At 54.5% G+C, this 26403-nt stretch carries 20 protein-coding genes and 1 pseudogene; 7 read left to right on the forward strand and 14 right to left on the reverse strand.

Features of this window, described 5'->3' with window-relative positions; translation table 11 throughout:
- Window positions 1-87 precede the first annotated feature (87 nt).
- The 3 genes from DFG60_RS00155 to DFG60_RS00165 all read right to left on the reverse strand — a co-directional run bounded on the left by DFG60_RS00155 (window position 88) and on the right by DFG60_RS00165 (window position 3819).
- Window positions 88-2451: a YhgE/Pip domain-containing protein gene (locus tag DFG60_RS00155; protein ID WP_198661512.1), complete on the reverse strand. Its 2364-nt coding sequence runs from the start codon at window positions 2449-2451 to the stop codon at window positions 88-90.
- A gap of 146 nt (window positions 2452-2597) precedes the next feature.
- Window positions 2598-3020: a hypothetical protein gene (locus DFG60_RS00160; protein WP_114569709.1), complete on the reverse strand. Its 423-nt coding sequence runs from the start codon at window positions 3018-3020 to the stop codon at window positions 2598-2600.
- 112 nt (window positions 3021-3132) lie between these two features.
- Window positions 3133-3819, reverse strand: a complete 687-nt coding sequence (locus DFG60_RS00165; protein WP_157964451.1) for a CPBP family intramembrane glutamic endopeptidase — start codon at window positions 3817-3819, stop codon at window positions 3133-3135.
- Window positions 3820-3901: 82 nt separating this feature from the next.
- Between DFG60_RS00165 and DFG60_RS00170 the strand changes: the two genes are divergently transcribed.
- Window positions 3902-4585 carry a lytic transglycosylase domain-containing protein gene (locus DFG60_RS00170; protein ID WP_114569711.1) on the forward strand — a complete coding sequence of 228 codons (684 nt, stop codon included), beginning with the start codon at window positions 3902-3904 and terminating at the stop codon, window positions 4583-4585.
- Between the two features lie 117 nt (window positions 4586-4702).
- Here DFG60_RS00170 and tnpB (DFG60_RS00175) read toward each other — a convergent pair whose 3' ends face one another.
- Window positions 4703-5794, reverse strand: a complete 1092-nt coding sequence (gene tnpB / locus DFG60_RS00175; RefSeq protein WP_114569712.1) for an IS200/IS605 family element RNA-guided endonuclease TnpB — start codon at window positions 5792-5794, stop codon at window positions 4703-4705.
- Between the two features lie 290 nt (window positions 5795-6084).
- Here tnpB (DFG60_RS00175) and DFG60_RS00180 point away from each other — a divergent pair, with 290 nt between their 5' ends.
- A complete protein-coding gene (locus DFG60_RS00180; protein WP_114569713.1) occupies window positions 6085-6666 on the forward strand; it encodes a DUF1643 domain-containing protein in 582 nt (193 codons plus the stop codon).
- A 44-nt stretch (window positions 6667-6710) separates the two neighbouring features.
- Here DFG60_RS00180 and DFG60_RS00185 read toward each other — a convergent pair whose 3' ends face one another.
- From DFG60_RS00185 to DFG60_RS00205, 5 genes are all read right to left on the reverse strand, one after another.
- Window positions 6711-9092, reverse strand: coding sequence for a glycoside hydrolase family 31 protein (locus DFG60_RS00185; protein WP_114569714.1), 2382 nt, complete (start codon window positions 9090-9092; stop codon window positions 6711-6713).
- Between the two features lie 241 nt (window positions 9093-9333).
- Window positions 9334-10857 carry a cardiolipin synthase gene (locus DFG60_RS00190; RefSeq protein WP_114569715.1) on the reverse strand — a complete coding sequence of 508 codons (1524 nt, stop codon included), beginning with the start codon at window positions 10855-10857 and terminating at the stop codon, window positions 9334-9336.
- 82 nt (window positions 10858-10939) lie between these two features.
- Complete coding sequence (locus DFG60_RS00195) at window positions 10940-11836, reverse strand: alpha/beta fold hydrolase (protein ID WP_114569716.1); 897 nt, start codon at window positions 11834-11836, stop codon at window positions 10940-10942.
- Between the two features lie 12 nt (window positions 11837-11848).
- Window positions 11849-12292, reverse strand: coding sequence for a DinB family protein (locus tag DFG60_RS00200; protein WP_114569717.1), 444 nt, complete (start codon window positions 12290-12292; stop codon window positions 11849-11851).
- A gap of 294 nt (window positions 12293-12586) precedes the next feature.
- On the reverse strand, window positions 12587-12808 hold the full coding sequence (locus tag DFG60_RS00205) for a hypothetical protein (protein ID WP_114569718.1): 222 nt from the start codon (window positions 12806-12808) through the stop codon (window positions 12587-12589).
- Window positions 12809-13017: 209 nt separating this feature from the next.
- Between DFG60_RS00205 and tnpA the strand changes: the two are divergent.
- A pseudogene (tnpA, locus tag DFG60_RS00210) lies at window positions 13018-13379 on the forward strand (IS200/IS605 family transposase).
- A gap of 5 nt (window positions 13380-13384) precedes the next feature.
- Window positions 13385-14476, forward strand: coding sequence for an IS200/IS605 family element RNA-guided endonuclease TnpB (gene tnpB / locus DFG60_RS00215; RefSeq protein ID WP_114570002.1), 1092 nt, complete (start codon window positions 13385-13387; stop codon window positions 14474-14476).
- 262 nt (window positions 14477-14738) lie between these two features.
- Here tnpB (DFG60_RS00215) and adhE read toward each other — a convergent pair whose 3' ends face one another.
- Window positions 14739-17333: a bifunctional acetaldehyde-CoA/alcohol dehydrogenase gene (gene adhE / locus DFG60_RS00220; protein WP_114569719.1), complete on the reverse strand. Its 2595-nt coding sequence runs from the start codon at window positions 17331-17333 to the stop codon at window positions 14739-14741.
- Between the two features lie 345 nt (window positions 17334-17678).
- On the opposite strand from adhE, the gene DFG60_RS00225 reads away from it, so the two are divergent.
- The 3 genes from DFG60_RS00225 (at window position 17679) to DFG60_RS00235 (ending at window position 20485) form a co-directional block, all read left to right on the forward strand.
- Complete coding sequence (locus tag DFG60_RS00225) at window positions 17679-18236, forward strand: beta-class carbonic anhydrase (protein ID WP_114569720.1); 558 nt, start codon at window positions 17679-17681, stop codon at window positions 18234-18236.
- Window positions 18237-18449: 213 nt separating this feature from the next.
- Window positions 18450-19772 carry a Na+/H+ antiporter family protein gene (locus DFG60_RS00230; protein ID WP_114569721.1) on the forward strand — a complete coding sequence of 441 codons (1323 nt, stop codon included), beginning with the start codon at window positions 18450-18452 and terminating at the stop codon, window positions 19770-19772.
- A gap of 104 nt (window positions 19773-19876) precedes the next feature.
- Window positions 19877-20485 carry a DedA family protein gene (locus DFG60_RS00235; protein WP_232818581.1) on the forward strand — a complete coding sequence of 203 codons (609 nt, stop codon included), beginning with the start codon at window positions 19877-19879 and terminating at the stop codon, window positions 20483-20485.
- Window positions 20486-20556: 71 nt separating this feature from the next.
- On the opposite strand, the gene DFG60_RS00240 is transcribed toward DFG60_RS00235, so the two are convergent.
- Genes DFG60_RS00240 through DFG60_RS00255 form a run of 4 tightly spaced genes read right to left on the reverse strand, consistent with a single transcriptional unit; the run spans window position 20557 to window position 26287 of the window.
- Window positions 20557-21297: a Bax inhibitor-1/YccA family protein gene (locus DFG60_RS00240; protein ID WP_114569723.1), complete on the reverse strand. Its 741-nt coding sequence runs from the start codon at window positions 21295-21297 to the stop codon at window positions 20557-20559.
- Between the two features lie 56 nt (window positions 21298-21353).
- On the reverse strand, window positions 21354-22151 hold the full coding sequence (locus tag DFG60_RS00245; protein WP_114569724.1) for an aminoglycoside N(3)-acetyltransferase: 798 nt from the start codon (window positions 22149-22151) through the stop codon (window positions 21354-21356).
- A gap of 12 nt (window positions 22152-22163) precedes the next feature.
- The gene (locus DFG60_RS00250; protein ID WP_114569725.1) at window positions 22164-25184 is read right to left on the reverse strand and encodes an AAA family ATPase; all 3021 of its coding nucleotides are present in this window, start codon (window positions 25182-25184) and stop codon (window positions 22164-22166) included.
- Window positions 25166-26287: an exonuclease SbcCD subunit D gene (locus DFG60_RS00255; RefSeq protein WP_114569726.1), complete on the reverse strand. Its 1122-nt coding sequence runs from the start codon at window positions 26285-26287 to the stop codon at window positions 25166-25168. The genes DFG60_RS00250 and DFG60_RS00255 overlap by 19 nt, the downstream gene beginning before the upstream one ends.
- Window positions 26288-26403: the final 116 nt, after the last annotated feature.

Here is a 26403-nt window from a genome sequence, read left to right on the forward strand (position 1 = left end):
CCGTGGCCATCTTCTCCTCGCATCCCCTCACAGGTACACGAAAGGCAATGATCCGGATCGTCGGATCATTGCCTTTTTTAATGTTTCTTATGCCGCTTCGTCCGCCGCCCCCTTATACCGCTTTTTCCATTGAAGACGGAAATAGAGGTACAGGAAGAGGAGCGAGCCGATCGAGTAGAGGCCGAGCACAGCGTATGCTGAATGCAGGAAGCTTGCCGCGTCCCCCGAGATGATCGTCTTATATCCCGCTACTGAATAGGTCATCGGGAGAAGCGTGTTGAAAATTTTCAGTTCTGCCGGTACGAGCTCCACCGGGAACGTCCCAGCTGAAGATGTCAGTTGCAAAATCAGCAGCAGTACCGCGATGAATCGCCCTGGGTTGCCGAACGCCGTCACGAGGAACTGGATCATCAGCAGGAACGTCAGGCTGACGAGGAACGTGAACAGGTAGAAAGTAACCGGCTGTACGACCTCGATGCCTAGTCCATGTCGCATCAGTACCGCGACGAGGATCGATTGGATCACACCGACGAGAGCGAGCACGCCGCTCTTAGAGAGGAGCCAGCTCAGCGTCCGTTTCGGACGGCCGGCCGGGTCGAACATCGGATAGACGATCGACAGCATGAGTGCCCCGACGTAGAGACCGAGTGAGATGAAGTAAGGTGCGAATCCGGTGCCATAGTTCGGCACTTTCGTCACCGGTGCGTCGACGACTTTCACCGGTTTAGCGAACATCTCCTTCGTCGCATCCGTCGTCTTCAGCGTCGATTCATCGGCTCCTTCGACCAGCTTAGTAGCGAGGGTCGACGCACCGCCCTCGAGCTTCGTCAAACCGGAATCAAGACGCTTCGTCCCTGAAGCGACATCTTGTGCTCCGTCAGCCAACTTGCCTGCCCCGGCATCGACTTGTTCCGTCGCCTGAGCGAGCTTGCTGTTGCCGTCTGATACTTCATTTGCGCCGTCAGCGAGCTTCGCACTGCCATTCGACGCCTCGTTCAATCCGGAAGAAAGCTGGTTCGCTCCATCTGCAAGCTGAAGAGTCGCTCCGCTCGCCTTGCCGAGACCAGAAGCAAGCTCCCCGCTGCCGGATTCGAGTTTCGTCACACCAGAGACGAGTTCATCCGCTCCGGCGAGCAGACGGTCCGTTCCGGCAGATGCACTTTTCGCGCCCGCATCGACCTGCTTTGCGCCGCCGGCGAGCTGCCCGGCACCATCCGCCAGTTGACCTGCTCCGACATCGAGTTGACCGGCAGCGACAGCGAGCTGTCCAAGTGCACTCGACAACTTTTCGTTCCCTTGATCAAGTTGTCCGGCAATCGCCTGCAGGATGGCCGGATCGACCGGTTCTCCTTTTTTGATCAGCGCGTCAAGTTGCGCAGCCAACGCTTTCCGGTTATTCGCGACCTCTGTCTCGACAGCCGCGAGTCCTCCGGACAACTGGTGGTTCCCCGCCTGAAGCTTGAGTGCACCATCCTTCAAATTAGCGGCACCTTGTGCTACACCACTCGTCCCTTCCGTGAGTTGTGCCTGCCCTTTCGCGAGCGTTGCAATCCCGTCGCGGAGCTGTGTCGCGCCGCCTTTCGCGGTCGAAAGTCCGTCGTTCAGTCGCGCAGCACCTGAATTCAATGATTCCTGCCCGGCTGCGAGCTGGCCAAGTCCTCCGGAAAGGGACTGTGAACCGTCAGACAGCTTACCAAGTCCATCAGACAGCTCGCCTGATTTTTGCGCAAGCGTCGATGAACCGGTGGCCAGTGCCTCTGCCCCTGATTTCATCTCCGATGTCCCTGACTTCATCTCTTGTTGTTTCGAGGCAAGCAACGATGCGCCTGCCGACAGTTCGTTCGTCCCTTCCTTTGCAGCTGACAGACCGTCAGACAACTCACCCGCACCTTCTCCCGCTTTCGCAAGACCTTCAGATGCCTTGTTGATGCCTTCGAACATCGCGTCTGCATACGTCTTCGTGATTTCAGAAGCGACTTCCGATTTCACACGATCGACTGCCGTTCCACCGATTTGTCCGGCGAGGAAGTTGAAGCTTTCGTTCGGAAGGAAGTACATCTCGAGCTTTTCAGGATTTTCGTCAAGTAAAGTCGTCGCCTTCTTCGAGAACGACTTCGGAATTTCGACCGCGATATAGTAGTCGTGATTCTTCAGTCCATCGACCGCCTCTTTCTTCGAGACGAAATGGAAATCGAATTGATCCGATTTCTTCAGCTTCGTACTGAGCTCTCCTCCGATATCGAGCGGCGTGCCTTCCATTTCCGCACCCTCGTCTTCATTGACGATCGCGACAGGCAGATGCTCCATCTTTCCGTATGGATCCCAAAACGCCCAGAGAAACATCCCTGCATACAGCAAAGGAATGAATGCGACCGCGATGATCGGAACGAGCAGACGCCTGTTCGACAGGATCGCCTTCATCTCCGCCTTCAATAGTTGTAATCCGTTCATCCTTACCATCCTTCTTTCCAAATTATGACCAAAAAACTAAATTGGTCATTTATTCTTATGTCATCTTACCTATCTTTGTTAACAAACGCAACAGTAAAGATGAAATAAAAAAACCTCCGCTTTCGCGAAGGTTGGAAAGTCAAGGCTCAGATGACGATGATGTGGGATTCGAGCGCTCTACAGGTTCTTCTGATGGTCGGGAGGAAGTCAGTCCGCTTTGAGATGCCGCCTTCGACCTGGAAACGGTCGCCGCCGTGTTCGAGCTGGATCGCTGTCAAGACCGTGACGAGCTCAATGAACCACTTCGAGATCAAATCGACGACTTGTTCGTCAAACGCAGCTGCTCCGTAGACATCGTAACCGTTGTTGCATGTCTGATTAGGGAAAGCCTCCTTGAACCGTTTGATCAGCGTGTCGGTCGTCGGGATGTGATGGACTCCAAAGGCGAGTCGGCTCCACTCGTCGGTCTCTGTTCGAGCCACCTCATTTACGATCAGCTTAGGGCTACTTCCGATATCGAGCACCCAACTCGTCTTTTTTCGTTGGCCAGTGGAAGTGATCGTTCGCATGATACAGTCCATCTCCTTTTCCTTGTAAGCGTTTACCTGATTTCATTTTACTTGCCCCCGCTTTTTCCTGACAAGGGCTTTCTCGAGATTGTTCGAACCGGGCAGAGATTTTTCATTGATTCGTAGTTTTCTCATTATGCACGAATGTCGGCAACAGGTCGAGCAGGGCATGCAGAAGCATCAGCGGCCAGAGGATCTGCAACTTCACATAAAGGAAACCAAAACCGATCCCCATCGCCCCAGTAACGAAAATTGCAGACTTCCCTTGGTAGGCATGGGCCATTCCAAAAACGATCCCCATCAGGATCAGATGAATCGCAGAGGGCGCCGGCAAAAGCAAAGGTGCGGCGTAGAGCCAAAATCCCCTGTAGATCGCTTCCTCTGTCACTCCGGCTGTCCAGGCGACGGCACGCCACGAACGACGTTCGTCTTCGTTTCGAGGAAGCAATGCCCTCTCCGCTTCGGAGGAGAAGAGCGGGCGCAACATTTTTTTGATCCGATCAGATTTTCGCGACCTGATGAACAGGAAATAGAGCAGGATATTCGCTCCCATCACACAGCCGAACGTCAGCAAGTCCGTCTCCGTGCTCCAAAAGACGAGGCCAAGCTCCGCCGGACGTGTGCCGAACAGGAGTGACGTCAGAACGACACCGAACATGAGGATCCAACTCGATTTGACCATCTCAAGATAGAGCTGCGGGCGGCCGATCCGGATGAGCTCAGGCATCATGACACGGCTGGACAGGTATGGCAACGCAGCGAGGATGAGCAGGATGAGCCCATAGATCGCCTTTTCCATGTCGCACCTCCTCATATTTCTTGCTTCAAGGCTATCTCTAAATATGATACCATTCAGTGGAATGATAGTTGAGGAGGATTTTATGCGAAAAGCTCTATTCATCAGCAGTTTGCTGCTACTCTTCCTCGTGGCGTCCATGTTGTATTGGTCGAATCGTGACCGTGTCCAAAATGAGCTCTACCGGAACTACTACGGGGCGAACGGAATCCCATCCGCTCACATGCCGGTCTATAAGGAAGCAGCGGAGGCATACGACGTCGATTGGCGCCTGCTCGCGTCGATCCATCGTGTCGAGACGATCTTCTCGAAATCCTCTAACATGGAATCTTCGGTCGGTGCGCTCGGACCCTTCCAGTTCATGCCGAAGACATGGGTCGGATGGAAGTATGAAGGCGGTTCTTCGCTCGGCGACATCGAAAAGAATGGGATCGATTTGACGGATCCTTCTCTGATCGAGAAGTACGGCGGTCTTGGCACGGATGCGAATGCTGACGGAAAAGCCGATCCGCTCGATCTTGAGGACAGCGCACATACGGCGGCAAAATATTTGCGGCAACACGATGTCAGGACCACCTCCGAGGTCGGTACGCTCGAACAGGCTCTCTACGAATACAACCGCAGCAATCAATATGTCGACGACGTACTGAATCAATACGATCTGTATAAGCAGAAGGTCGTGAGCGTCGACGAGACAGACGTCCCTCTCGCGAAGATGCCGATTCATATGATGATCCAATTGAGCGAAAGATTGACGAGGAACGAGTGAACTACTCACCACTTTTTTGCTTCGCAAATGGAAGTGGGAACTTCTTGGGAAGACCGTGCTTCTGCCAGCCACGATTATTGACCAAGCTCGCCGGGCAGTCCCTGCCGTGAAGGGCCGTCAGTCGGCAAGCATCAACAGGTTGATGCTGGCATTGATGTCACGGTCATGATGCGCGCCGCAGGTACACGCCCATTCCCGGACGTTCAGCTTCTTCTTCTCGCCCTTTTCTCCGCACGAAGAACACGTCTGCGTCGACGCGAACCATTGGTCGGCCTTGATGAGCGTCCGGCCGTAGAACGTGGACTTGTATTCCAGCTTTCGGACGAACTCGTACCAGCCCACGTCTCCGACGGACTTGGCCAGCCGGTGGTTTTTCATCATGTTCTTCGATATCAGCGTCTCGACGACGATGACTTGGTTCTCGTCAACGATTCGTCGCGACGTCTGATGCAGGAAGTCGAGGCGCTGGTTCTTGACCTTCTGATGCCTCTTGGCGAGGATGATCCGTGCCTTCTCGCGGTTCTTGCTGCCGATCTTCTTGCGGGACAATGCTCTCTGCGCTTTCTTGATCTTCTCTTCTGATTTACGAAGAAAACGAGGGTTCGGGATCTTCTCCGAGACCTTCTCATCGTTCGTCATGACAGCGAAGTGCTCGAGACCGAGGTCGATCCCGATCTTGTGCTGTGCGGGAACCCACTTCTCTTCAGGCTGATTGACAAGGATCGAGATGAAGAACTTGCCCGTCTTCGTCATCGACACGGTCGCGGACTTGATTCGGCCATCGAATTTCCGATGTTGCTTCAATCGGACGAATCCAATCTTCGGGAGCCGGACCTTGCCGCCCTCTATACGAACGGTTCCATTCTGATTGTTCGTCGTGTAGGAGGGGCGGTCCTTGTGCTTCGACTTGAACTTCGGGAATCCGATCGACGTGTCGCGGAAGAAGTTGGCGTACGCCTTGTTCAAGTCCATCTGGGCGTTGGCGAGGGCGAGGCTGTCCACCTCTTTCAGGAAAGGGAATTCCGGCTTGTATTTTGCGGGGGTCGGGAGTTTCTGCTTCGCGCCAGGATTCAGTTTCGATTCTTCGTACAGACGGATCCGTTCTTCGAGCATCTTGTTGTAGACGAAGCGCACGCAACCGAACGTTTTCAGGAAATAGTCGCGTTGCGATTTCGTCGGGTACAGCCGAAAGTGGTATCCCTTCAGCACGAAGGTCACTCCTCTCCTTGTTTGTTTAATGTGTTGTTTGATGGCATCGTTGTCACTTTACTTCTATGAACGACCACCAGAACAAGATGGATGGCTCAGAAGGGAGACGGAATACTCGTTTGGATCGGTTTCACGGATACACCGTTACTTTGAATCGTTATACTGATTACATCGAACATTTGTTCTATTTTCAAGAATGGGATTCATCTCCCACCTACACTGGGCTTCGCCCCGAGCGTTGAGAGGTGGGAGAATTCTCGCCTAGTTTAGTTAAATAAGGAGGAAGATCGATGCAACATCCTAACCCATCAGAAGTCGAAATCGAAGAGACACGCATCGAGGTGGACACGGTCTTCGACAAATCCCGGACGAAACGCTACTTGCGGAGTTACGTCTTCACGGATATCATGGACGGCACACATGTCGCGGCGATGATCTATACCCCTCGCACCTCTGATGCCTTCTTGTCAGGGACGACGACTCAGCGTGCCTACAACCTGCTCAAAAAGCATGTCGATAAGCCGATTGCACGCTATGACATCATCAGCCTGATGCCCGATTTGGCAGCGAGTGATGACTTGCCGTTCGCCCAGGCCAAGTTCGATGAAACCAATTTCCACTACGTCGCAAGCGTCCTTGAGGACGTCAAGGCGCATGGCGGAATCGTCCTGTGCGGCTGGGGTTCGCCCGGTCGCCTGATGCACCACCTGCCGCAGTACGAAGAGTTGTTCGCGAAGTACGCAGACATCCTGTTCTGCACCGGTGTCACAGCTAAAGGTGAACCGAACCACCTGCGCCTCTCGATCGAGGACAGTCCGATGATCACCTATGCCGAACTCAATGCAAAAGCAAAAAAGCTGCGCAGGCACTAAAAGCAGCCGCATCCCGAGACAAGGGACCGCGGCTGCTTTTTTGTTCAGAGCAACATCAGCTCGAGCATCGCGTCGACGAGATCCTTCTCGATCGGCATCGCCTGAAGCTGGTGCATCAACGTCACTGGGTCCGGCTGCTTTTCGAGCATCCGGTAGAGGTCATCCTTCAAACCGAAGGAAATCTCTGCCTTGTCGAGGAAATAGTAGAGCCGCTCGAGGCGATTCTCGTTCTTCGTCACATCGACACCTAGTTCAAGGACGATTTCCTCTTCATAAGAGATTCGACCGACCTCGACCTCGAGCGTCAGCGTCTCCTCATCATAGTGGGTGATCAACCGGTTGCCGTTCGCCGTCACGCTTCCATCGGTCACTCCCCGCAAGTACAGGGTGAGGTAGCGGGATTCCGGCAAAAGGTCTTGATGCCCGGTCGGCGGGACGAGCGTCAAGCGCCGCTCCTCCCAGTCGAGCGCGAACGTCGTCAGCGCGTTCTCCCCTTCGCGGTGCGTTACATCGACGTTGTTGTCCTCGTAAAGTGTGAACGAATTATCCGCACCCGGGAAGACGACGAGTTCGAGATGATCCGGGGTCATCACGTCGTTCGAATGTTCGAGGTGACGCGCCATCGGGACGATCGCCCCGGCTTTCGCGAGGACCGCTTGCTCGGACAACCTGCGGAACATCCGGACATGCTTGTCGCCGTGGTACTTGTGGCCGCTGAAGAAATCGAACCACTCGCCTTCAGGCAGCCAGACCGTAGTCGCCGCGACGTGAAGCTTGTCGTTCATCTGTTCGACGATTGGCGAGACAACGAGCTCCGTTCCGAAGAAGTATTGATTCGGTACGTTATAGGCACGCTCATCGTCCGGATATTCGTAGTACATCGGCAGGACGAGCGGAAGACCATCGAAGTGATTTCGCGCGTTCATCGTGTACAGATAAGGGACGAGGCGGTGTCTCAAGCGCAAGTACTCCTTCATGACGACCTCCGCCTCGAGCGAATAGCGCCACGGCTCCTTGCCGTTGAAGATGCTGAAAGTGCTGTGAAGTCGCATGATCGGACTGAAGACACCGTACTGAAGCCAACGGGTCGCAAGCTCATCGTCCTTGACGCCACGGTGATGCCCCCCGATATCATGACTCCACCAGCCGTATCCGATGTTCGAGGCCGTCGCCGTGAAGTATGGCTGGAACTTAAGTGATGCCCACGAGATGATCGTGTCCCCCGAGAAGCCGATCGGATAGCGATGGCTGCCCGGTCCGGCGTAGCGAGAGAAGATGAGCGGACGTTTCCCTTCACGCGCGATGTCGATCGCATGATAGTGATTCAGCATCCAGAGCGGATCGAGACCCTTGATTTTCGAGGTCGCACCCTGCTGCCAGTCGATCCACCAGAAATCGACCCCGTCCGCCTCGTGCGGATGATGAAGATGGACGAAGTAGTTCTCGATGAACTCCCGGTCGGAGAAATCGAATGGGATCCGGTCACCGGACTCGGGATCGACTCCCATCGCTACTGCCATCGCCTCGTAGCTCTCTTCGAAAGCGCGGACGCCGTCAGCCGGGTGGAGGTTGAGCGTCACCATCCGGTTGTCCTTCTTCAGCCAGTCAAGAAAACCTTTTGGATCCGGGAACAGCTCACGGTTCCACGTGTACCCTGTCCACCCGCTTCCGTACTGTTCCGGAATGTTCGTCACGTGCCAATCCATGTCGATGACGCTTACTGAGAAGGGCACGTCTTCCTCCTTGAAACGGGTCATCAATTCCTTGTATTCCTTCTCATTGTATGACCAGTAACGGCTCCACCAGTTCCCGAGTACTTGACGCGGAAGCATCGGCGTCGGGCCAGTCAGATGGTAAAAGTCCTTGATCGCCTGCTTATAGTCATGACCATATCCAAAGTAGTAGACATCGCATTGCCCAGCCCGTCTCGGTTCAACGAAATGATCCTCGGTCATGATGAAGGAGGACGAGTCATCGATCGAGGCGTATCCTTGTTTCGATACGATTCCCTCTTCGAGCTCGATCGCTCCGTCAGCGTGGTCGAGCGTCCGTGCCGTCCCTTTGAGTGTCCGCTTCGGACCGCCGAACGTGTAGCGGCTGTAATAGGTACTGAAGTTCCCTTTGACGTCGACGTAGAGCGTGTTCTCTGCGAACGGCTCCTTCGAATAGTGAAGATGGACGTGTTCGGTGATGATTTGAAGCTCGTCCGCTTCATCGACGACGCGGAAATCGGGGACCGGAAAATCACGGTTCCAGACGGTTTGGGTCGGTCTGTCCTCGAACACGCCGTCTTCCGCATACTCCATCCGGATCATGCGGCTCGTCAAAACAGTGAAACGATAACGGTCGCCTTGGACGATCGCTTCCGCCCTCGCCTCGGGTTTGATATCACGTACGAAAAAGTGTGATTCATTCAAAGTGCGCATCGGAAAAGGGCAATAGCCCCGTCACATCCTTCCTGACAATTGAGTGCAAACGTTTACACGAACAGTGTATCGAACTTTAAGACACTAGTACAAGGCTAAACGGTTCCAATCGACCGATTCAATCAGACCGGAGCGACAAGTCCGCCTGATTTCCCATGATTTCCCCGTGACCAGCCAAACGAAACGGCTGTTGCCTGATAAAAACAAAAAGCAGCCCCATCAGACATGGGACCGCTCGGTATCAAAGCAATGGTGAAATCAGACGTGACAGCGACTCGAAAATCCGGAAGCGGAAGGAACGTTTGACGTAGTCTTGCGACGAAAGCTGGATCGACACCTCGAAATCATCGATGAAATCACGCTCAAGTTCCTTTGCGCTCTCCGTATCATAGAGGAAAGCCATCAGTTCATAGTTGAGGACAAAGCTCCGTATATCCATGTTCGCAGTTCCGACGACACCGATCTTCCCGTCGACGAGCACGATCTTCGCATGCATGAAGTGACGATTATACGTATAGATCTTCACGCCGTCCTTCAGAAGCGGCCCGAAATAGGATCTCGTCGCATAATAGGAAGTGAAGCTGTCTCCCTTGCCGGGCGTCAGGATGCGGACATCGAGCCCGGCCCGTGCAGCGAGTCGCAGCAGCGTCAACGTCTCGTTATCAGGGACGAGGTACGGAGTCGCGATCCAAATCGAGCGTTGCGCCGTGATGATCGCCGCGATCAAGGCGTTCCGAATCGCGGGATCCTTCGAAGTCGGGCCGCTCGTGACGATTTGGACGGCTCCATCGGTCTCGACGTCATGCGCCGGGAAGTAGAGAGGCAAGTTCGTCTCATTCGCGAACGTCTCCCACGTGTCATCCTTTTCGATTTGCCCGTAGAGCCAGTCATCGATGAACGTCGCTTGAAGTTCCTTGACGGCGCGGCCCTCGAGACGCAGATGGGTGTCACGCCAAAAACCGAACTTCGGATCCTTCCCGTCATATTCATTTCCGACGTTCAGCCCGCCAGTGAATCCGACCTTTCCATCGACGACGACGATCTTACGGTGGTTGCGGAAATTCGCGGTGAAGATGAAGAGCGGGCTTGAAATCGGATCGAAGGCGACGACCTTCCCGCCCGCCTCCTTGAGAGGACGAAGGAACGATTCGTTGAGACCGTAACTTCCGAGCCCGTCATACATGAAGCGCACTTCGACGCCTGACTTCGCCCGCTCGATCAGTGCGTCACGAATCGCAGTCGAGAGCTCGTCCGTCCGGTAGATGTAGTACTGGATATGGACGTGGTTCTCAGCAGACCGGATCGCCTCCAAGATGGCAGGGAACGTCTCGCCCCCGTTCGTCAACACCTGGCTCGACGTATGCACATCGACTCCACCGCCGCCGAAGTTACGTATCGTGTTCGCGAGCTTCAAATGGTCCGGCGAGAGGTCCGTGACTGCGAGGCTCCTGATCGGCCGGACTGCCTGTCGGAATAATTGTCTTTCTTCATGGGACCTTCTGCTACGGCGGCGACGGCGGGGATTACGGCCGAACATGGCCCAGATGACGACACCGATGATCGGCAGGAAGACGAGGACGAGAAACCAGGCGATCGTCGATTCGGCCGTCCTGTTCTCGATGAAGATGATCATGATGACGACGAGCGGGACGACGATCCCCGAGACCGTCAACACGTACCAGAGATATCCGAAATAGTGAAGTGCCCAGATGATGGACCCTGTGATCAGTAGGACGAGGGCAAATTGCAAAATCCTGTTCCGCAAATGAAAGCCTCCTTAACAGTACAATTGATGAACGATTCCCGTTCTCCTAAAAAAATATACCAAAAAAGGAACTCAAAAGCCTTCATTCATCAGATGTTGACTCATCTTTTGAAAAAAACAACTTCCTTTCAATCGCGTAGCTGACGGACCTTGCCCCCTCATCCGAAAAGCCGGCAATCGTGTAGTGGTTCAATCCTTCCATGACCTCGAATTGTCCGTTTGGCATGCTTTTCGCGAACGATCGGTGTGCTTCCTGGATATGTTCCCCGAGCCTCGCCTTGATCCAGTGTTCAGGAAGCCCGCCAGCCCATTCGCCGGCAGACAGGACGAGGACCGGCGTCTTGACGGAAGACGTCTTGCTGTCGATAAGCGCATTGTTCTCCTCGACCGTACGCCATTCATCGAGCGTCCCCCTCCAGTGAGAGGGCCGCGACAACGCGTGCCAGAACGGGATTCGCTCTTCGAGCGGCAGTTCGGAGAACAGTCTCGCCCCGATTTGATCCGGGACGATCCAGGCGATCGGCCTGACGTGCGTCAACAGGTACAGAAAACCATTCCAAATCTCCTGCATCCGCTCATACCAGTCCGGCAGATGTGCGTCGACGTCCGGATGGGAAGGGTCGAGCAGGACCGTCAGCTTCGTCTCGTCCTCGTATCGAAGCGACATCTCCAGGGCGATATATGCACCGAGCGAGTGACCGACGAAGACGAAGGGTCCAGACATTTCGAGAAAAGACAACAAACGCTGAAGCTCATCCGCCTGATTCACAAACAGCCGTTTCGTTCTGCCCCTGCTTGAGCGTCCATAGCCGAGGCGTGTATATTCGAACACCCTCCCGATTTTCGCCAGGCGTCTGCTCAGCCACCCCCATTGATGGTGGCAGGACATCATCCCGTGATCGAGCACGAATGTGACATCTCCTTCTCCGCTCATGCGCACATGAAATCTTCCGTCGGTCGTCTCTACGACTTTTTCCACAATTCATCCCCCTCATTCGAACAATTGAAAATCGATCACGTGACCGAGCAAAACGAGCTGGTCGAAGAATTGCGCACGGTGATGATAGAAATGACCTACCATCTCGATGCACCAACCGGCGTCCGTATCATGAACACCCCAATACGTCTGTCTCGTCTCAAATCCATTTCGCAGCGCTTCCTCGAATAGGACTGCCGAGGCTGACATGCGGTCCGACAGATCGGCAATCGGCACGTCCTGGTCATAAAATCGTCTCATTTCCTCGGCCGTCGCACCTTTTGCGATCATCAGATCAGCCTCGAACAGCAGTGCGAGATGTTTTGCGATTTCGTAAGGCGTACGTTTTCCGTCGATCACCTTTTTATGCCAATCCTCTTCATTTGGTATTTGAAATAAAATATGTGTCGTTTCGACTCCCTGACGGACATGTCGTGTTACTGCTTTCTTGAAATCCATTCGCCCCGCCCCTTTTACTCCATTCTAAACTAAAACAAGGAGCAGCGTCGCCGCTGCTCCTTCAAATCCTTATTTGACTGAAAGGAAATGTTCGTTTCCAGTGTGCACATGTTCTTTCGAATAGGACTTGATGACGTATGTTCCGTCAACGAGCATTTTTCTCAATTGCAGCGAGTAGTTGCCTTTCGCGTCCGCTTGATCAGTCGCGAGATGGACATATCCTGAAGCCGTCTTCACATAGAGACGGACGAATCCGCGCTTTGCCGTCTTCCCGCTGATCCGCTTCTTCCCGCTCTATTTCTTGAGCGGATGATTCGCCTTGAGGACGAACGTATCCGATTTGCTGACTTTCCCGGTGACATCGCTCGATTTCACCGTATAGTTACCGAATGAAAGTCCTTTCGCGAACTCGAATCGGAAACCGTTCTTCGCCGCGAACGTACAAACTTCGAGAACCGGTGTGACCATCGGTGCGATCAGCGTGGTCGCAATGACAAGCTTCGTCCATTTCTTCATATAAAACCCCATTTTTTTGATTTATAACATAATTTAACATAATTATTCGAGAATTCACCTACCACTAAACGCTCAATGCGAAGCCCAGTGCAAGTGGGAGATGAATCGCCCGTCTTGAAAACAGAACAAATGTTCTATATAATCAGTGTAATTAATAAAAGACTGGTAAATGAGTGTAATTAAATGCACCCAAACATTCCGTCTTCCTTCTGAATGACCACCTTGTTCTGGCGGTCAAATATAAAGGCTAGGTGAGAGACGGCGCTATCTCAGCGTTCGCGAGACCTGCGTTCGAACGAAACGGTGAATCCTATCACATCATAGTCACCGAGTGGAATCATGGGGGAGACCCCATCCATGTGTCGTTCAAAGCGCTTCCGGACACAAGGATGTCGAAATTCTTGAACGCCTACAAGAGCGCGAGCGGCCGATTGATAAACGAGCCGTTCCACACGTCAAAAAACAACTCTGGAAAGAAATGTTCTGGTCTTTCAGCTATTCCCTCATCACGATAGGTGGCGTGACGGTCGACGCCATCAAACGACACATTGAGAAGCAAGGAGAGGAGTGATCATCTTGCTGAAGGCGTACAAGTTTCGACTCTACCCGACTAAAGCGCAACGAGAGTCTTTCCTGAAGACATTCGGCTGTGTGCGTTTCGTCTACAACAAGATGCTCGAGGAGCGGATCCGTCTGTACGAAGAATCGAAGCTGAACCCTGTCGTAAAACAGAGGCTCCCGACCCCTGCGAAGTACAAGCTGGAATTCCCTTTCCTGAAGGATGTCGACAGCCTCGCCCTCGCGAACGCCCAGATGGACTTGAACAAGGCGTACGCCAACTTCTTCCGCGACAAGTCGGTCGGCTTCCCGAAGTTCAAATCGAAGCACAGGGACCGTCCTTCCTACACCACGAACAACCAGAACGGCAGCGTCCGCATCGAAGGCAGGAAGGTGCGGCTTCCCAAAATCGGTTTTATCCGCTTCAGACAGCACCGTTCTTTCGAAGGCGTCATCAAGTCCGTGACCGTGTCGATGACCAAGACGGGCAAGTTCTTCATCTCGATCCTTGTCAATCAGTCTGAAGAGAAATGGATCCCCGCAAAAAGCAAGGTCGGGATCGACCTCGGCCTCGAGCACTTCGCCATCATGACGAACGACGAGATGGTCTCGGAGAAGATCCCGAACCCTCGCTTCCTGCGTAAATCAGAGGAGAAAATCAAAAAAGCTCAGAGAGCATTGTCTCGCAAGAAAATTGGCAGCAAGAACCGTGAAAAGGCACGAATCATCCTCGCCAAGAGGCATGAGAAGATCAAGAACCAGCGCACCGACTTCCTCCATCGGACGTCGCGACGGATCGTTGACGAGAACCAAGTCATCGTCGTCGAGACGCTGAAATCGAAGAACATGATGAAGAACCGCCGTTTGGCGAAGTCCGTCGGCGACGTGAGCTGGTACGAGTTCGTCCGCCAACTGGAATACAAGGCTAGATTCTATGGCCGGACGTTCATCAAGGCCGACCAATGGTTCGCATCGACGCAGACATGTTCTTCTTGCGGTCAAAAAGGCGAGAAGAAGAAGCTGAACGTCCGGGAATGGACGTGTGCCTGCGGCGCGCATCATGACCGTGACGTCAACGCCAGCATCAACCTGTTGAAGCTGGCGTACTGACGATTCTTCAGGGTGGGGACCACCCGGCGAGCTTGGTCAACAATCGTGGCTAGCAGAAGCACGATCTTCCCAAGAAGCTCCCGCTTCAAGTTGCGAAGCAAATAAGCGGTGAGTAGTCCACCATGGTTAGGAAGTTGCTTGAAGTCTCTCCCAAGAAGTCCGACATCTGTCTTTAATCGAACTGAATCCCTCTGTCCCAAAATGGAATGAAAAATGAAAAACGCCCGGGAATCTTCTCCCGGGCGTCACTTCGTTACGTTAGTCAAACTCCTTCGTATGCGCTGATCATGATGTCGCGCAAGTCTGTGACAAGCGGCATTTTCGGGTTGGCCGTCGTACACTGGTCTTCGAACGCGTCGACCGACATCTTGTCGAGTTTCGCTTCGAACTCTGCCTTATCGATGCCCTGTGCCTTGAAGGACATCTTGATGTTGAGGCGTTGACCGAGTTCCGTCACTGCCTGGATGAGCGATTCGACCCCTTGTTCCGTCGTTTTCGCAGGAAGTCCGAGGTAGCGTGCGATCTCTGCGTATCTCTCGTCCGCGATGAACGATTCATATTTCGGGAACGAAGCGAGCTTCGTCGGACGTGATGCGTTGTAGCGGATGACGTGCGGCATCAGGATCGCGTTCGTCCGACCGTGCGGCGTGTGGAACTCCCCGCCGATCTTGTGTGCGATCGAGTGGTTGATCCCAAGGAAGGCATTCGCGAACGCCATACCTGCCATCGTCGATGCGTTGTGGACCTTCTCGCGTGCTTCAGCGTCGCTGCCGTTGTCGAATGCGCGCGGGAGGTAGTCGAAGATCATCTTGATCGCCTTAAGCGCCAGGCCGTCCGTATAGTCATTCGCCATGACGGAGACGAAGGCTTCAGTCGCGTGTGTCAGGACGTCCATCCCAGTGTCGGCCGTGATCGATGCAGGCACCGTCATGACGAATTCCGGGTCGACGATCGCGACGTCAGGTGTGAGCGAGTAGTCAGCGATCGGGTATTTCACGTTCTTCTCTTTGTCCGTGATGACCGTGAACGGAGTCACTTCTGATCCCGTACCGGAAGTCGTCGGAATCGCGACGAACTTCGCTTTGCGGCCGAGCTCAGGGAACTTGTAGGCACGCTTACGGATGTCGAGGAACTTCTGGCGCAAGTTCGAGAACGTTTCGTTCGGCTGTTCGTAGAAGAGCCACATTCCTTTCGCAGCATCCATCGCAGACCCTCCGCCTAGCGCGACGATCAGATCCGGATTGAAGTCGCGCATCGCCTGTGCACCGTTTTCGACCGTCGTCGTCGATGGATCCGGTTCGACCTGGTCGAAGATGCGGTAACTGACGCCTTGCGGCAGGTTCTTGATGACTTTGTCGGCATATCCGAACTCGACCATCGTCGGATCGGTGACGATGATGACGCGCGAGACGTCTTTCATCGATTTGAGGTACTGGACAGAGTTCTTTTCAAAGAAGATTTTCTCAGGTACTTTGAACCATTGCATGTTCACGCGTCGTTTCGCCACCTTCTTGACGTTGAGTAGATGTTTCGCCGTCACGTTCTCCGAGACGGAGTTCTTACCGTAAGAGCCGCAACCGAGTGTGAGCGATGGAGTCAATTCGTTATAGAGATCACCGATTCCACCATGTGCCGACGGGCTGTTGACGAGGATCCGGCATGCCTTCATCCGCAAACCAAACGCTGTCATCATGTCATCGTTCGTCGTGTGGATGACCGCCGTATGGCCGAGACCGCCGATCTCAAGCATCGTCTCAGCGACTTTGAACGCCTCTTCCGTCGACTGGACGCAGTAGGCACCGAGGACCGGGCTGAGTTTTTCATGAGAGAGCGGTTCCTCTTTGCCGACGCCTGTCAATTCAGCGACGAGCATGACCGTGCTTGATGGTACAGTGATACCGGCACGTTCCGCGATCCAGGTAGCAGGCTTACCGACGATGTCGGCGTTGACCGCGCATGTGTCCGTGCGGATGACGAGTTGTTCGAGCAGCTTTTTCTCTTCCGGCGTACAGAAGTAGCAGCCGAGTGCTTCCATCTCTTCACGCACCTCTTGATAGCGTTCCTGGTCGACGATGACGGCCTGTTCAGACGCACAGATCATGCCGTTGTCGAACGTCTTCGAGAGGACGAGGTCGCTGACTGCGCGTTTGATCTTCGCTGTCTTCTCGATGTAGCAAGGTACGTTACCAGGACCTACGCCTAGAGCCGGTTTCCCTGTCGAGTAGGCCGATTTGACCATTCCGGCGCCGCCAGTCGCGAGCACCATCGCGATGCCTTCATGGTTCATCAGTACTTTCGTCGCCTCGAGTGACGGTTCTTCGACCCATTGGATACAGTTTTCAGGAGCACCTGCACGTACCGCCGCGTCCCGCAGCGTCTTCGCTGCCGCGACCGAACATTGTTGGGCTGACGGATGGAAGGCGAAGATGATCGGGTTACGTGTCTTGATCGCGATGATCGCCTTGAACATCGTCGTCGATGTCGGGTTCGTGACAGGTGTAACCCCGCAGACGACACCGACAGGCTCAGCGATGTATGTGATGCCGTTCTGGACGTCCTCTTCGAGAACTCCGACTGTCTTCTCGCCGCGCAGGCTGTTGAAGATGTATTCAGTAGAGAAGATGTTCTTGATCATTTTATCTTCGAAGACCCCGCGACCTGTCTCCGTTACAGCGAGACGGGCGAGTTCGACGTGTTTTTCGAGACCTGCGAGCGCCATGTCGCGAACGATCGTATCGATTTTTTCCTGATCGAAAGTAAGGAGCGTCCGGAGTGCGCTTTGTCCGCCTGCGACGAGTTCGTTGATTGATTGCTCGACAGGTGTTGCTTCGACTTTAGTTTTTTCTTTGACGGCCATTGTTGGTTTCCTCCCTGTTTTTGAACACTTTTAAGTGAATGACAACAAGATGAATGCAGGAATGCCAGTCTTGAATCGAATAGTTTGTGCTTTCCTTCACAAATCAATCATAACCTGTTTTCATCGTTTTGTGCGTGAATAACTTGTGAACAATTTCACAATAATGTAAACGCTTTCTCCTGTTCAGGGCGTTGCGCTGTTTTCACCTGTCGGCCGACCAGTATCCCGTGATGTTTCTCACATCTTTTTCCTTCAATGCGTGTCAAACAGTTGTCTGTCCTCCCACTCTTCTTGTACGCTAAACTTAGAGTAATGAAAAACTTATCCGTTCGAGGGGGAAATGATATGTCAGTCGTAAAAGAAATTCTGTCCTTCAATGAAAAGTTCGTCGAGGAGAAGCAATATGAGAAGTTCGTCTCGGACAAGTTCCCCGACAAGAAAATCGTCATCCTGACGTGTATGGATGCCCGCTTGACGGAACTCCTGCCGAACGCGCTCGGATTGAAGAACGGGGACGCAAAGATCATCAAGAACGCAGGAGCCGTCCTGTCACATCCATTCGGTTCAGCGATGCGGTCGATTCTCGTCGCCCTATATGCACTCGGTGCCGAAGAGGTCGTCGTGATCGGTCACCACGATTGCGGGATGAGTGCGATCGATCCGGCGAAGATGATTCATGACATGGAAGAACGCGGCATCGAGCAGCAGACGCTCAAGACGCTCGAAGCGGCAGGTGTCGACTTGAAGAGCTGGCTCCGCGGATTTGATTCCGTCGAATCGAACGTCAGCCATTCGGTCGACCTGATCAAAAACCATCCATTGCTTCCGCCAGGTACGAAGGTACACGGTTTCGTCATCGATCCCGGTACCGGCAGACTCGACACGGTCGCACTCGCGGATTGAATGCAACCTGGGTCTATCAACTTCATGAGAGCCACATTCCAGGCACATCCCGTTTGAAAACGGGATGTGCTTTCCTCATTCAAAAGAATCCAACGTTCATCGATTCACCAGCTTGAGAAAAAATGACTGTCTAAAGGGTTGACAGGACAAGTCTCTGCTTGTATTATTCTTTAGTATATTAAAGTGATACCAAAAGAAAGTGTGGTCTTATTCATGTTCAATGCTGTCATCATCGCTGTGTTACTTCTATTCATCCTCGCGCTCAGCCGCGTCCATATCGTGCTCGCCATGGTTCTGAGCGCCCTCGCTGGCGGACTCGTCAGCGGACTCGGTTATGCGAAGACCGTCGAAGCATTCGTCGGCGGACTCGGAGCAGGCGCTGAGATTGCCCTCAGCTACGCATTGCTCGGCGCGTTCGCCGTCGCCCTTTCGAAGACGGGACTCCCTGACGCACTCGCACATGCGCTGCTTACGAAATCTAAGGGATCTGCGACAGGAAAACAAGTTCGGCAATTGAAGGGATTCGTCATCTTCGCCATCTTGCTCCTGTCGATCAGTTCACAAAACGTCCTGCCGATCCACATCGCCTTCATCCCGATCATCATTCCGCCGCTCCTCGGCCTGTTCACTGAGCTTCGGATCGATCGCCGGTTGATCGCTACCGTCATCACGTTCGGCCTCGTCACGCCGTACATGTTCCTCCCTGTCGGATTCGGTAACATCTACCTGAACGAGATTCTGTTGCCGAACCTCTCGAACAACGGGATGGATACAGCAGGCGGATCGGTCGTCAAGGCGATGGCGCTTCCGGCGCTCGGCATGGTCATCGGGCTGTTGACTGCGATTTGGCACTACCGCAAGCCGCGTCAGTATGATTTGATCGATATCGCTCCGGAAGACTACGAAATTCCGGTGATCACGAAGACGAAACTCGCCTTAAGCGGCGTCGTCGTCCTCGTAACGCTGCTCGTCCAGCTGCAGACGGAATCGATGATCATCGCTGCGACGACTGGCCTCGTCCTCTTCCTCCTGCTTCGTCTCGTCCGCTTCTCAGAGGCAGACGACGTCATCACTCGCGGTATGCGGATGATGTCCTTCATCGGATTCGTCATGATTTCAGCGAACGGCTTCTCGAACGTCCTTCGCGAGACAGGTGACATCGAGCCGCTCGTCGAGAACTCGAAGGCGCTGATGGGTGACTCACAGCTCATCGCGGCTTTCGTCATGCTGATGATCGGTCTGCTCGTCACGATGGGGATCGGATCGAGCTTCTCGACCGTCCCGATCATCGCAGCGATTTTCGTTCCGCTCTGCATCCAGTACGGTTTCAGTCTCGAAGCGACGATCGCCATCATCGGTACGGCCGGTGCGCTCGGGGATGCCGGCAGTCCGGCTTCCGACTCGACACTCGGACCGACAAGCGGACTCAATGCCGACGGTCAGCACGATCACATGCGTGAGACTGTCATCCCGACGTTCCTCCACTACAACATTCCGTTGCTCGTGTTCGGGACGATCGCGGCGCTCGTCCTTTGATCGTCAATCACCTCACCTCGCGTGGGGTGATTTTTTTCTTTCTTTTTTACAGCGACTTCTCTACACTGAATAAATGAATGTAATGGAAAGGTGTGTCCTAATTGATTTCATCACTCATCAATGATGTACTGTTGTTTCTGTCTGACTTTGGTTACCTAGGGATCGCTCTCGGCCTGATGATCGAGGTCATCCCGAGTGAGATCGTCCTCTCCTACGGGGGCTATATGATCTCGCAAGGGGTGATCGACTGGCCACTCGCGCTTGTAGCTGCGGTCATCGGGGGGCTCTTCTCCCAGCTCTTCCTCTACTGGTTCGCCCGCTATGGCGGTCGCCCGCTCATCCTGCGCTATGGTAAATACCTCCTGATTCGGGAGCATCATCTCGTCCTCGCGGAGCGCTGGTTCGAGAAGTACGGACAAGGCGTCATCTTCGGTGCCCGCTTCATCCCCGTCGTTCGTCACGCCATCTCGATTCCGGCCGGCCTCGCGAAGATGGACCAGGGCAAGTTCTCTTTCTACACGGTCCTTGCGATCATCCCTTGGTCGATCCTCTTCCTTTACCTCGGCGATTCGCTTGGTTCGAATTGGCGAGCGATCAAGGAGACAGCCGCGCCATACACGAATGTCGTGTTGGTCGCAGCAGCCATCCTGACGGTCCTGTACGTCATCGTCAAGAAGCGAAAGCGCCCAGCCGACGATCCGAGTAACCTCTGATCCGTTCTACAAAAAAAGACTCCTTGAGCCGTCGAATTCCGACAGCCCAGGGAGTCCTTTTTTCGTTCAATTCATTCCCGTCCAGCGAGGCGATAGAGCAGGTCGATCATCTCGATATAGAGCCAGACGATCGTCACGATGATTCCGAACGCCGCGATCCACTCCATCTTTTTCGGTGCACCAGCGCGGATCTGTTGGCTGATGAAATCGAAGTCGATGACGAGCGACAGTGAAGCGACGATGACGATGACGAACTGGACGACGATCGCGACCGTCGAGCTTCCCGTCATGAACGGAATGCTCGTTCCAAACAGCGCCATCAACAGGTTGACCGCATAAAGGATCAGGATTGCGAGGATCGCAGCCGAGACCGCAGCCCGGAAACGTTTCGTCACTTTGACGAGCCCGGTCGAATAGACGAACCACATCGCGAAGGCGACGGCGAACGTCGCAAGTACCGCCTTGCCGACGATGCCCGGATAGATCGACTCGAACAAGAGGGAGATCCCTCCGACCGCAAGCCCTTCAGCCAGGGCATAGAGCGGTGCGAGGACCGGTGCCGTCTTCGGCTTGAACGTGATGATCAAGGCGAGAATCAAACCGACTACAAGACCGCCGATCATCGCCGGGTAGACGAGCGCCCCGGATATCGTCAGTGCCGCGTACCACGTCGCGACGGCTGACGCCGTGACGAGCAGGAGCATCATAAAAATCTTGCTTGTCGTCCCGGCTAGCGTCATCGGCCGCTCGCCCGGTACGCTCGTTTCGAATCCGCGTCTGAGTGCGGGGTTGACTTTGAATCTTGATGCCATGATATAACTCCTCCAATATCTTTTTTCTTTCATACGCGGCGAAACTCAAAAAGGTTTCAGCCGATCAGCCAATTCCGCATGCTGTTCAGTTGAAGCATCACTTCCGGCATCGATTTCCGAGCAGATACGAGATGGATGTCCGCATTCCCGAGTCTACCTGAATTCACGTAGTCCTTCCCGTTGAGCGACGCGCCGATCGGTCCGAACATCTCACTGTCGATGTCGAGGTGACTGAACGTCTTGAAGACACGCTCACCGTCTTCGATCATCGCACAGCCATACTCGATTTCCTTGCCCTCGATCCCGTACTCGGCGTAATGCCAGACGGTAGTCGAATCCCAAGGCGATCCGAGATGCAGGACATGGCCGTCCCGGTCAAGGAACTTATCGATCGGCGAACCGGGGCCGAATCCGGCTTCGAGCGTATGGTCCGAGACGACCTCAGCAGCACCTTTCCCCCACGCCGAGACAGACCACATCGGATGTGCGCTCCGATGTACACCCGGGTAAGTGCGGAACAGCTCAGGGACGACACCGATCCCCCGGGTCACCGTCCTTGCCGGATCGTACGCCGGAAGCTCGTCCCGGATCGTCTGCCACCATTCCTCTGGCACAGGAGGGTTCATCCAGTTCTTCGGATCAGAATTATCCGTCGACTGGGCAGCCATCATGATCAGCCCCTCCTCACCGACCGTCTCCATCAGGGCAGTGATGAGCGTCTGTGCACCTCCAGGAATCCAGCCGATCTGTTTAAGGGATGTATGGACGAATAGTGACATCCCTTCCGTCACTCCCAGCTGTTTGAGCGACTCCTTGATCATGTCCTTCGTTACGAGCGGTCCTTTCAGCTCCATGGTCATCTCCCCTTATGTCAGGACGACTTCGATCGTCGACCCCGTTTTTTCCTGGCGTACTTCGATTCGCGCGTCGACACGCGATTTCAATTCAGCGACGTGGCTGATCACGCCGACCATCCGTCCGCTTGCCTGGACGGACAACAGCGTCTCGATCGCCTGTTCGAGAGACTCGGGATCGAGTGTCCCGAACCCTTCGTCGATGAACATCGTCTCGAGCGAGACCCCACCGCTTGCCTCCTGGACTACTTCGGACAAACCGAGCGCAAGCGCAAGCGATGCCTTGAAGCTCTCTCCTCCTGACAGCGTCTTGACGTGACGCGTCTGCGACGTATACGCATCGAAGACGTCGAGGTCGAGTCCGTGCGTCTTCTTCCTGTTTCCTGCTTCCTTCTTCCGCTCGAGCTGGAAGCGGCCCGATGTCATGCGGACGAGATGACGGTTCGCGGCATGCAGGATTTCATCGAAGTATGCCGTCTGGACATACGTCTCGAATGTCATTCGTTGCGCATTGCCCCCCATCCCGGCGTCCGCGAGGTCACCAAGCACGGCGTAGCGTGCATCCTCCGCGTCGATTTCCTGCTGAAGCGCCTCCCATGCGCGGATCAACTGTAGGATTTGATCGTACTCCTTTTCTGCACCTGCCCGCAGATTCGTCGCTTGAGCCGTGTTCGCCCGGACAGTCGAAAGTTCCATCCGTAGCGAGTCGAGCGCTGGTCGCCCTTCCTTCAACGCGATTTTCCCGAGACGATCGACCTCCCGGGTCAAGGCATTGAGCTGTTCATCATAGGCTTTCAAGTCCCGCTCTATTTTTTCCCGTTCCGCACGCGGAACGAGCGCAGTAAGAAACGCGGTTTCGTCCGCAAACCCTTCTGATTCGAGCGCTTCCGTGAACATCCGTCCACTCGTTTCCGCCTTCGACCGGGCTTGTGCCATTTCCTCAGCGATCATTTGCGCCTGACCGTTCACTAACTGAAGTTCGCGAGTGACCTTTTCATGTGCTTTCTTCGCCTCTACACTCGCTTCCGTGTGCTCCGAGATTTCCGATCGCAACCGCGCCAGTTCAGCCTTCATCGCATCGACCGGGAGCATCTCCTCACCAGGACGATTCATCGCGACAAGTCTCGCCTCGAGACGACTGACTTCAAGCAACGCCTCCTGATGCTGCGTCTCAGTGGCCGCGATTTTTTGCTCAAGTTCTGCTGTCTGCCGCTCTGCTTCCTCGACCAGCCGCTCAAGCTTCTCGCGCTCGGCTGCCTGTTCCAGCAAACTTTTTTCCGCTTCGTTCAAACGATTCGCTTGTTCCCTCAATGCTTTGGCATCCTTCGGCAATCCCCGAGCCGAGTCGTCGAATTCGCGTTCAAGGTCTTGCAGTTGTGCCGACAACGACCGGTAGTTCGTCTGCAGTTCCTGATGGGCCGAATGCTTCTCGAGATAGACTTGCTGCAGCGCGTCAGCAGGAGGCTTGGCTCGCGAAGACGCTTGAGCTTTGTGGGGGTGGTCAAGACTGCCGCATACCGGGCAGGCGTCGCCTAGCTTCATCGATTCGGCAAGCGTCACGGCGAGATGCGCACGCTCCGCTTGGATCGCCTCATTGTATGCCTTCTCTGCCTCCTGCTTCTCGTTGCGGACCTGTTTCCCGCGCGCGACGAGCCGTGAAAGCTCCCCTTCTGTCGCCTCCATCCTCTGTGCTATCCGTTCTGCCTGTTTGACGGTAAAGCCCTCCTCCTTCAAAAGGAGCAGTTGATGCTGGACATCACGGTGCGTCGCAAGCGCCTTCTTCCATTCAAGGATCTGTTGCTGCAGCACCCCTTTTTTCGCTTTGAACGGGGCAGGATCAAGTCGTTGCCCGTCATTTTTCAGGCGCGTCAGTTCTTCGTTCATGCGAATTCGGCTGTCTTCCTCTTCGATCAGCTCGGCGAGGCGTTCGATGCGCTGTTCTTTCGGTTTGATTGCGAGACCGGCTTCTTCGAAGAATCGGACGGATGCAGAGAGGCTGCGTTCGTCGGATGCGAGACGTTCCAGCTCCTTCGCCAAAGCGGAATGACGCGTCGTCAGCCGTTCGACCGTCGCCATGTCATCCTTCGAGCGGCCGTGGCTCGCCTCGAGACGAACCGCTTTGAGTGCCGCTTCGAGCTTGAGACGTCGCCGATCGACATCAGGACGCATGTCATTCAAGGAACGGATATCCGCCTCGGCCTGCTCGAGCTCGACGAACATGGCTTCGATCGTCTCGGCCGTTCTGAGCGTCTCTTCCGTTTTGCGCAAAACTTCAAGAGATGCCGCTTCATCTGTCCTCAGTTCACCGAGTTTCGCCGTCCATTCCGCCTGAAGTTGAACGAACCGTTCCAGGATATCCTCCTTCGTCAGTTCTTCCCAAGAGGCTTGTAGCGGCAGCTCCTCGAGCTTCGCGAGCTGTTTCGTCTTCGTTTCTTGGATTTTCGCCTTCAAGTCGAGTGCCTTCCGGTTCAGCCGAAACTGGAAATCACCGTATTGCTCCGTCTTGAAGAGCTGCTTCAGGATCTTCAGCTTGTCCTTCGATTCGGCAATCAGCAGTTCACGGAACTTGTTCTGAGGAAGCAACAGGATTTGTGAGAACTGTTTATGGTCGAGCTGCAGCAGTTCGCCGATCACCGCCTTGATTTCTGGAATCTTCGTCGCGAGCGGCTTCCAATCCGAACCGTCGTACCTCGAGAGGACGGCTTCATGTGCGATTCCCGTCTTGTTCTTCGGATGCGGTTGGGTCGGCTGCCGCCAAATCAAATAGCGTTCGCCTTTCAGGCTGAATTCGAGCTCAACTTCCGTTTTCAGCGTCTCAGCAGCGAAATGACTGCGTAAATCATTCATCTCGCGCTCTCCCCCGGACGTCTCCCCATAGAGCGCGAAGGTGAGGGCATCGAAGATCGTCGTCTTGCCCGCCCCGGTGTTACCCGAGATGACGAACATCGTCCTTCCTTCAAGCTTCATGAAGTCGATCGTCTCGCGGTCCGAGAACGGACCGAAAGCCTGCATCGTCAGTCGTTCTGGCCGCATGTCGCTTCCTCCTCCAGTATGTCTTTCATCTTCGATGTCGGTTCCTTCTCACGGACGTCCGCATAGAACTCGAGGAACAGGTCAGAGATCGATGCGGCCTGAACCTGATCCCGGGTCGCCTGAACCGCCCGACTCGCCTCGCGGACAAGACCTGTCCGCTCGAGGTGTAGAATGTTCGGATAAATCCGCTTGAGGGTGCCCATCGGATCGATCAAGGCTTCCGTATCGGTCAGATTGATCTTCAAATAGTCCTCGCGTGCCTGCTCCGCGTAGAAGAGCGGATCCGTCAATTCCAGCAGCGTCCCCGTCAACTCACGCAAATCACGTGCTGGTGCGATCGGTTCGAATCGTCTTGAAAAGACGCGCCCGTTCCATTCGAGGACGTCGACTCCCTTGACATGCGTCGCTTCTGAAAAAGAATATTTGAGCAGTGAACCGCTATAGCGGACCTTCTCCGAACGAAAGGCGAGCGGATTGTGCAGATGGCCGAGTGCCGTGTAGTCGAAGCGCTCAAACAGCGAGGCGCTCACTTGTCCGGCCGTCCCGATGGATAATTGTCGTTCTGAGTCCGTCTCAAGTCCACCCGTGACGAAGGCGTGCCCGACCAAAACGTTCGGACCTGTCGCGAATTCGATTTGCTTGATGATGCGCCGCATCGCGTCCTCATGCGTCCGAATGTCCGGGTCCCCGTATACGTAACGGGCGATTGACGGTTCAGCGAACGGGACGAGATGGAACGTCACGCCTTTGATTTCGACCGCGTCGATCCGCTCAGACAACTTTCCTGCCAGGTGGAGACCGGAACGCTTCAAAAGGGACGTCGCGAATTGGAGGCGTTCCGCCGAATCATGGTTGCCACTCACCGCGAGCACTGGAATTTTTCGTTCGAGAATCAGTTCTCCAAGTACTTCGTCGAGCAGTTCTACCGCCTCTGTCGGCGGGATGGCACGATCGTATAGATCGCCTGCGATGACGATCGCATCCGGCTTCTCCGCGTCCACGAGGGATAGGAAGGCTTCGAGCGCCTTTCGCTGGTTCGAGAGCATCGATTCGCCGTGGACGATTTTGCCGAGATGCCAGTCTGCCGTATGGATCCACTTCATTAAGTCACCCTCATTTCTTGAATTAGTATCGTGCCATTATTTTACCATTCTTTCTTATTCCGCGTCTTTTTCAGACGAATCGCCTCACATATGTTGCACTCGACGACGGCAATCGG

This window comes from Exiguobacterium flavidum (assembly GCF_003344535.1).
Classification (GTDB): Bacteria; Bacillota; Bacilli; order Exiguobacteriales; family Exiguobacteriaceae; genus Exiguobacterium_A; species Exiguobacterium_A flavidum.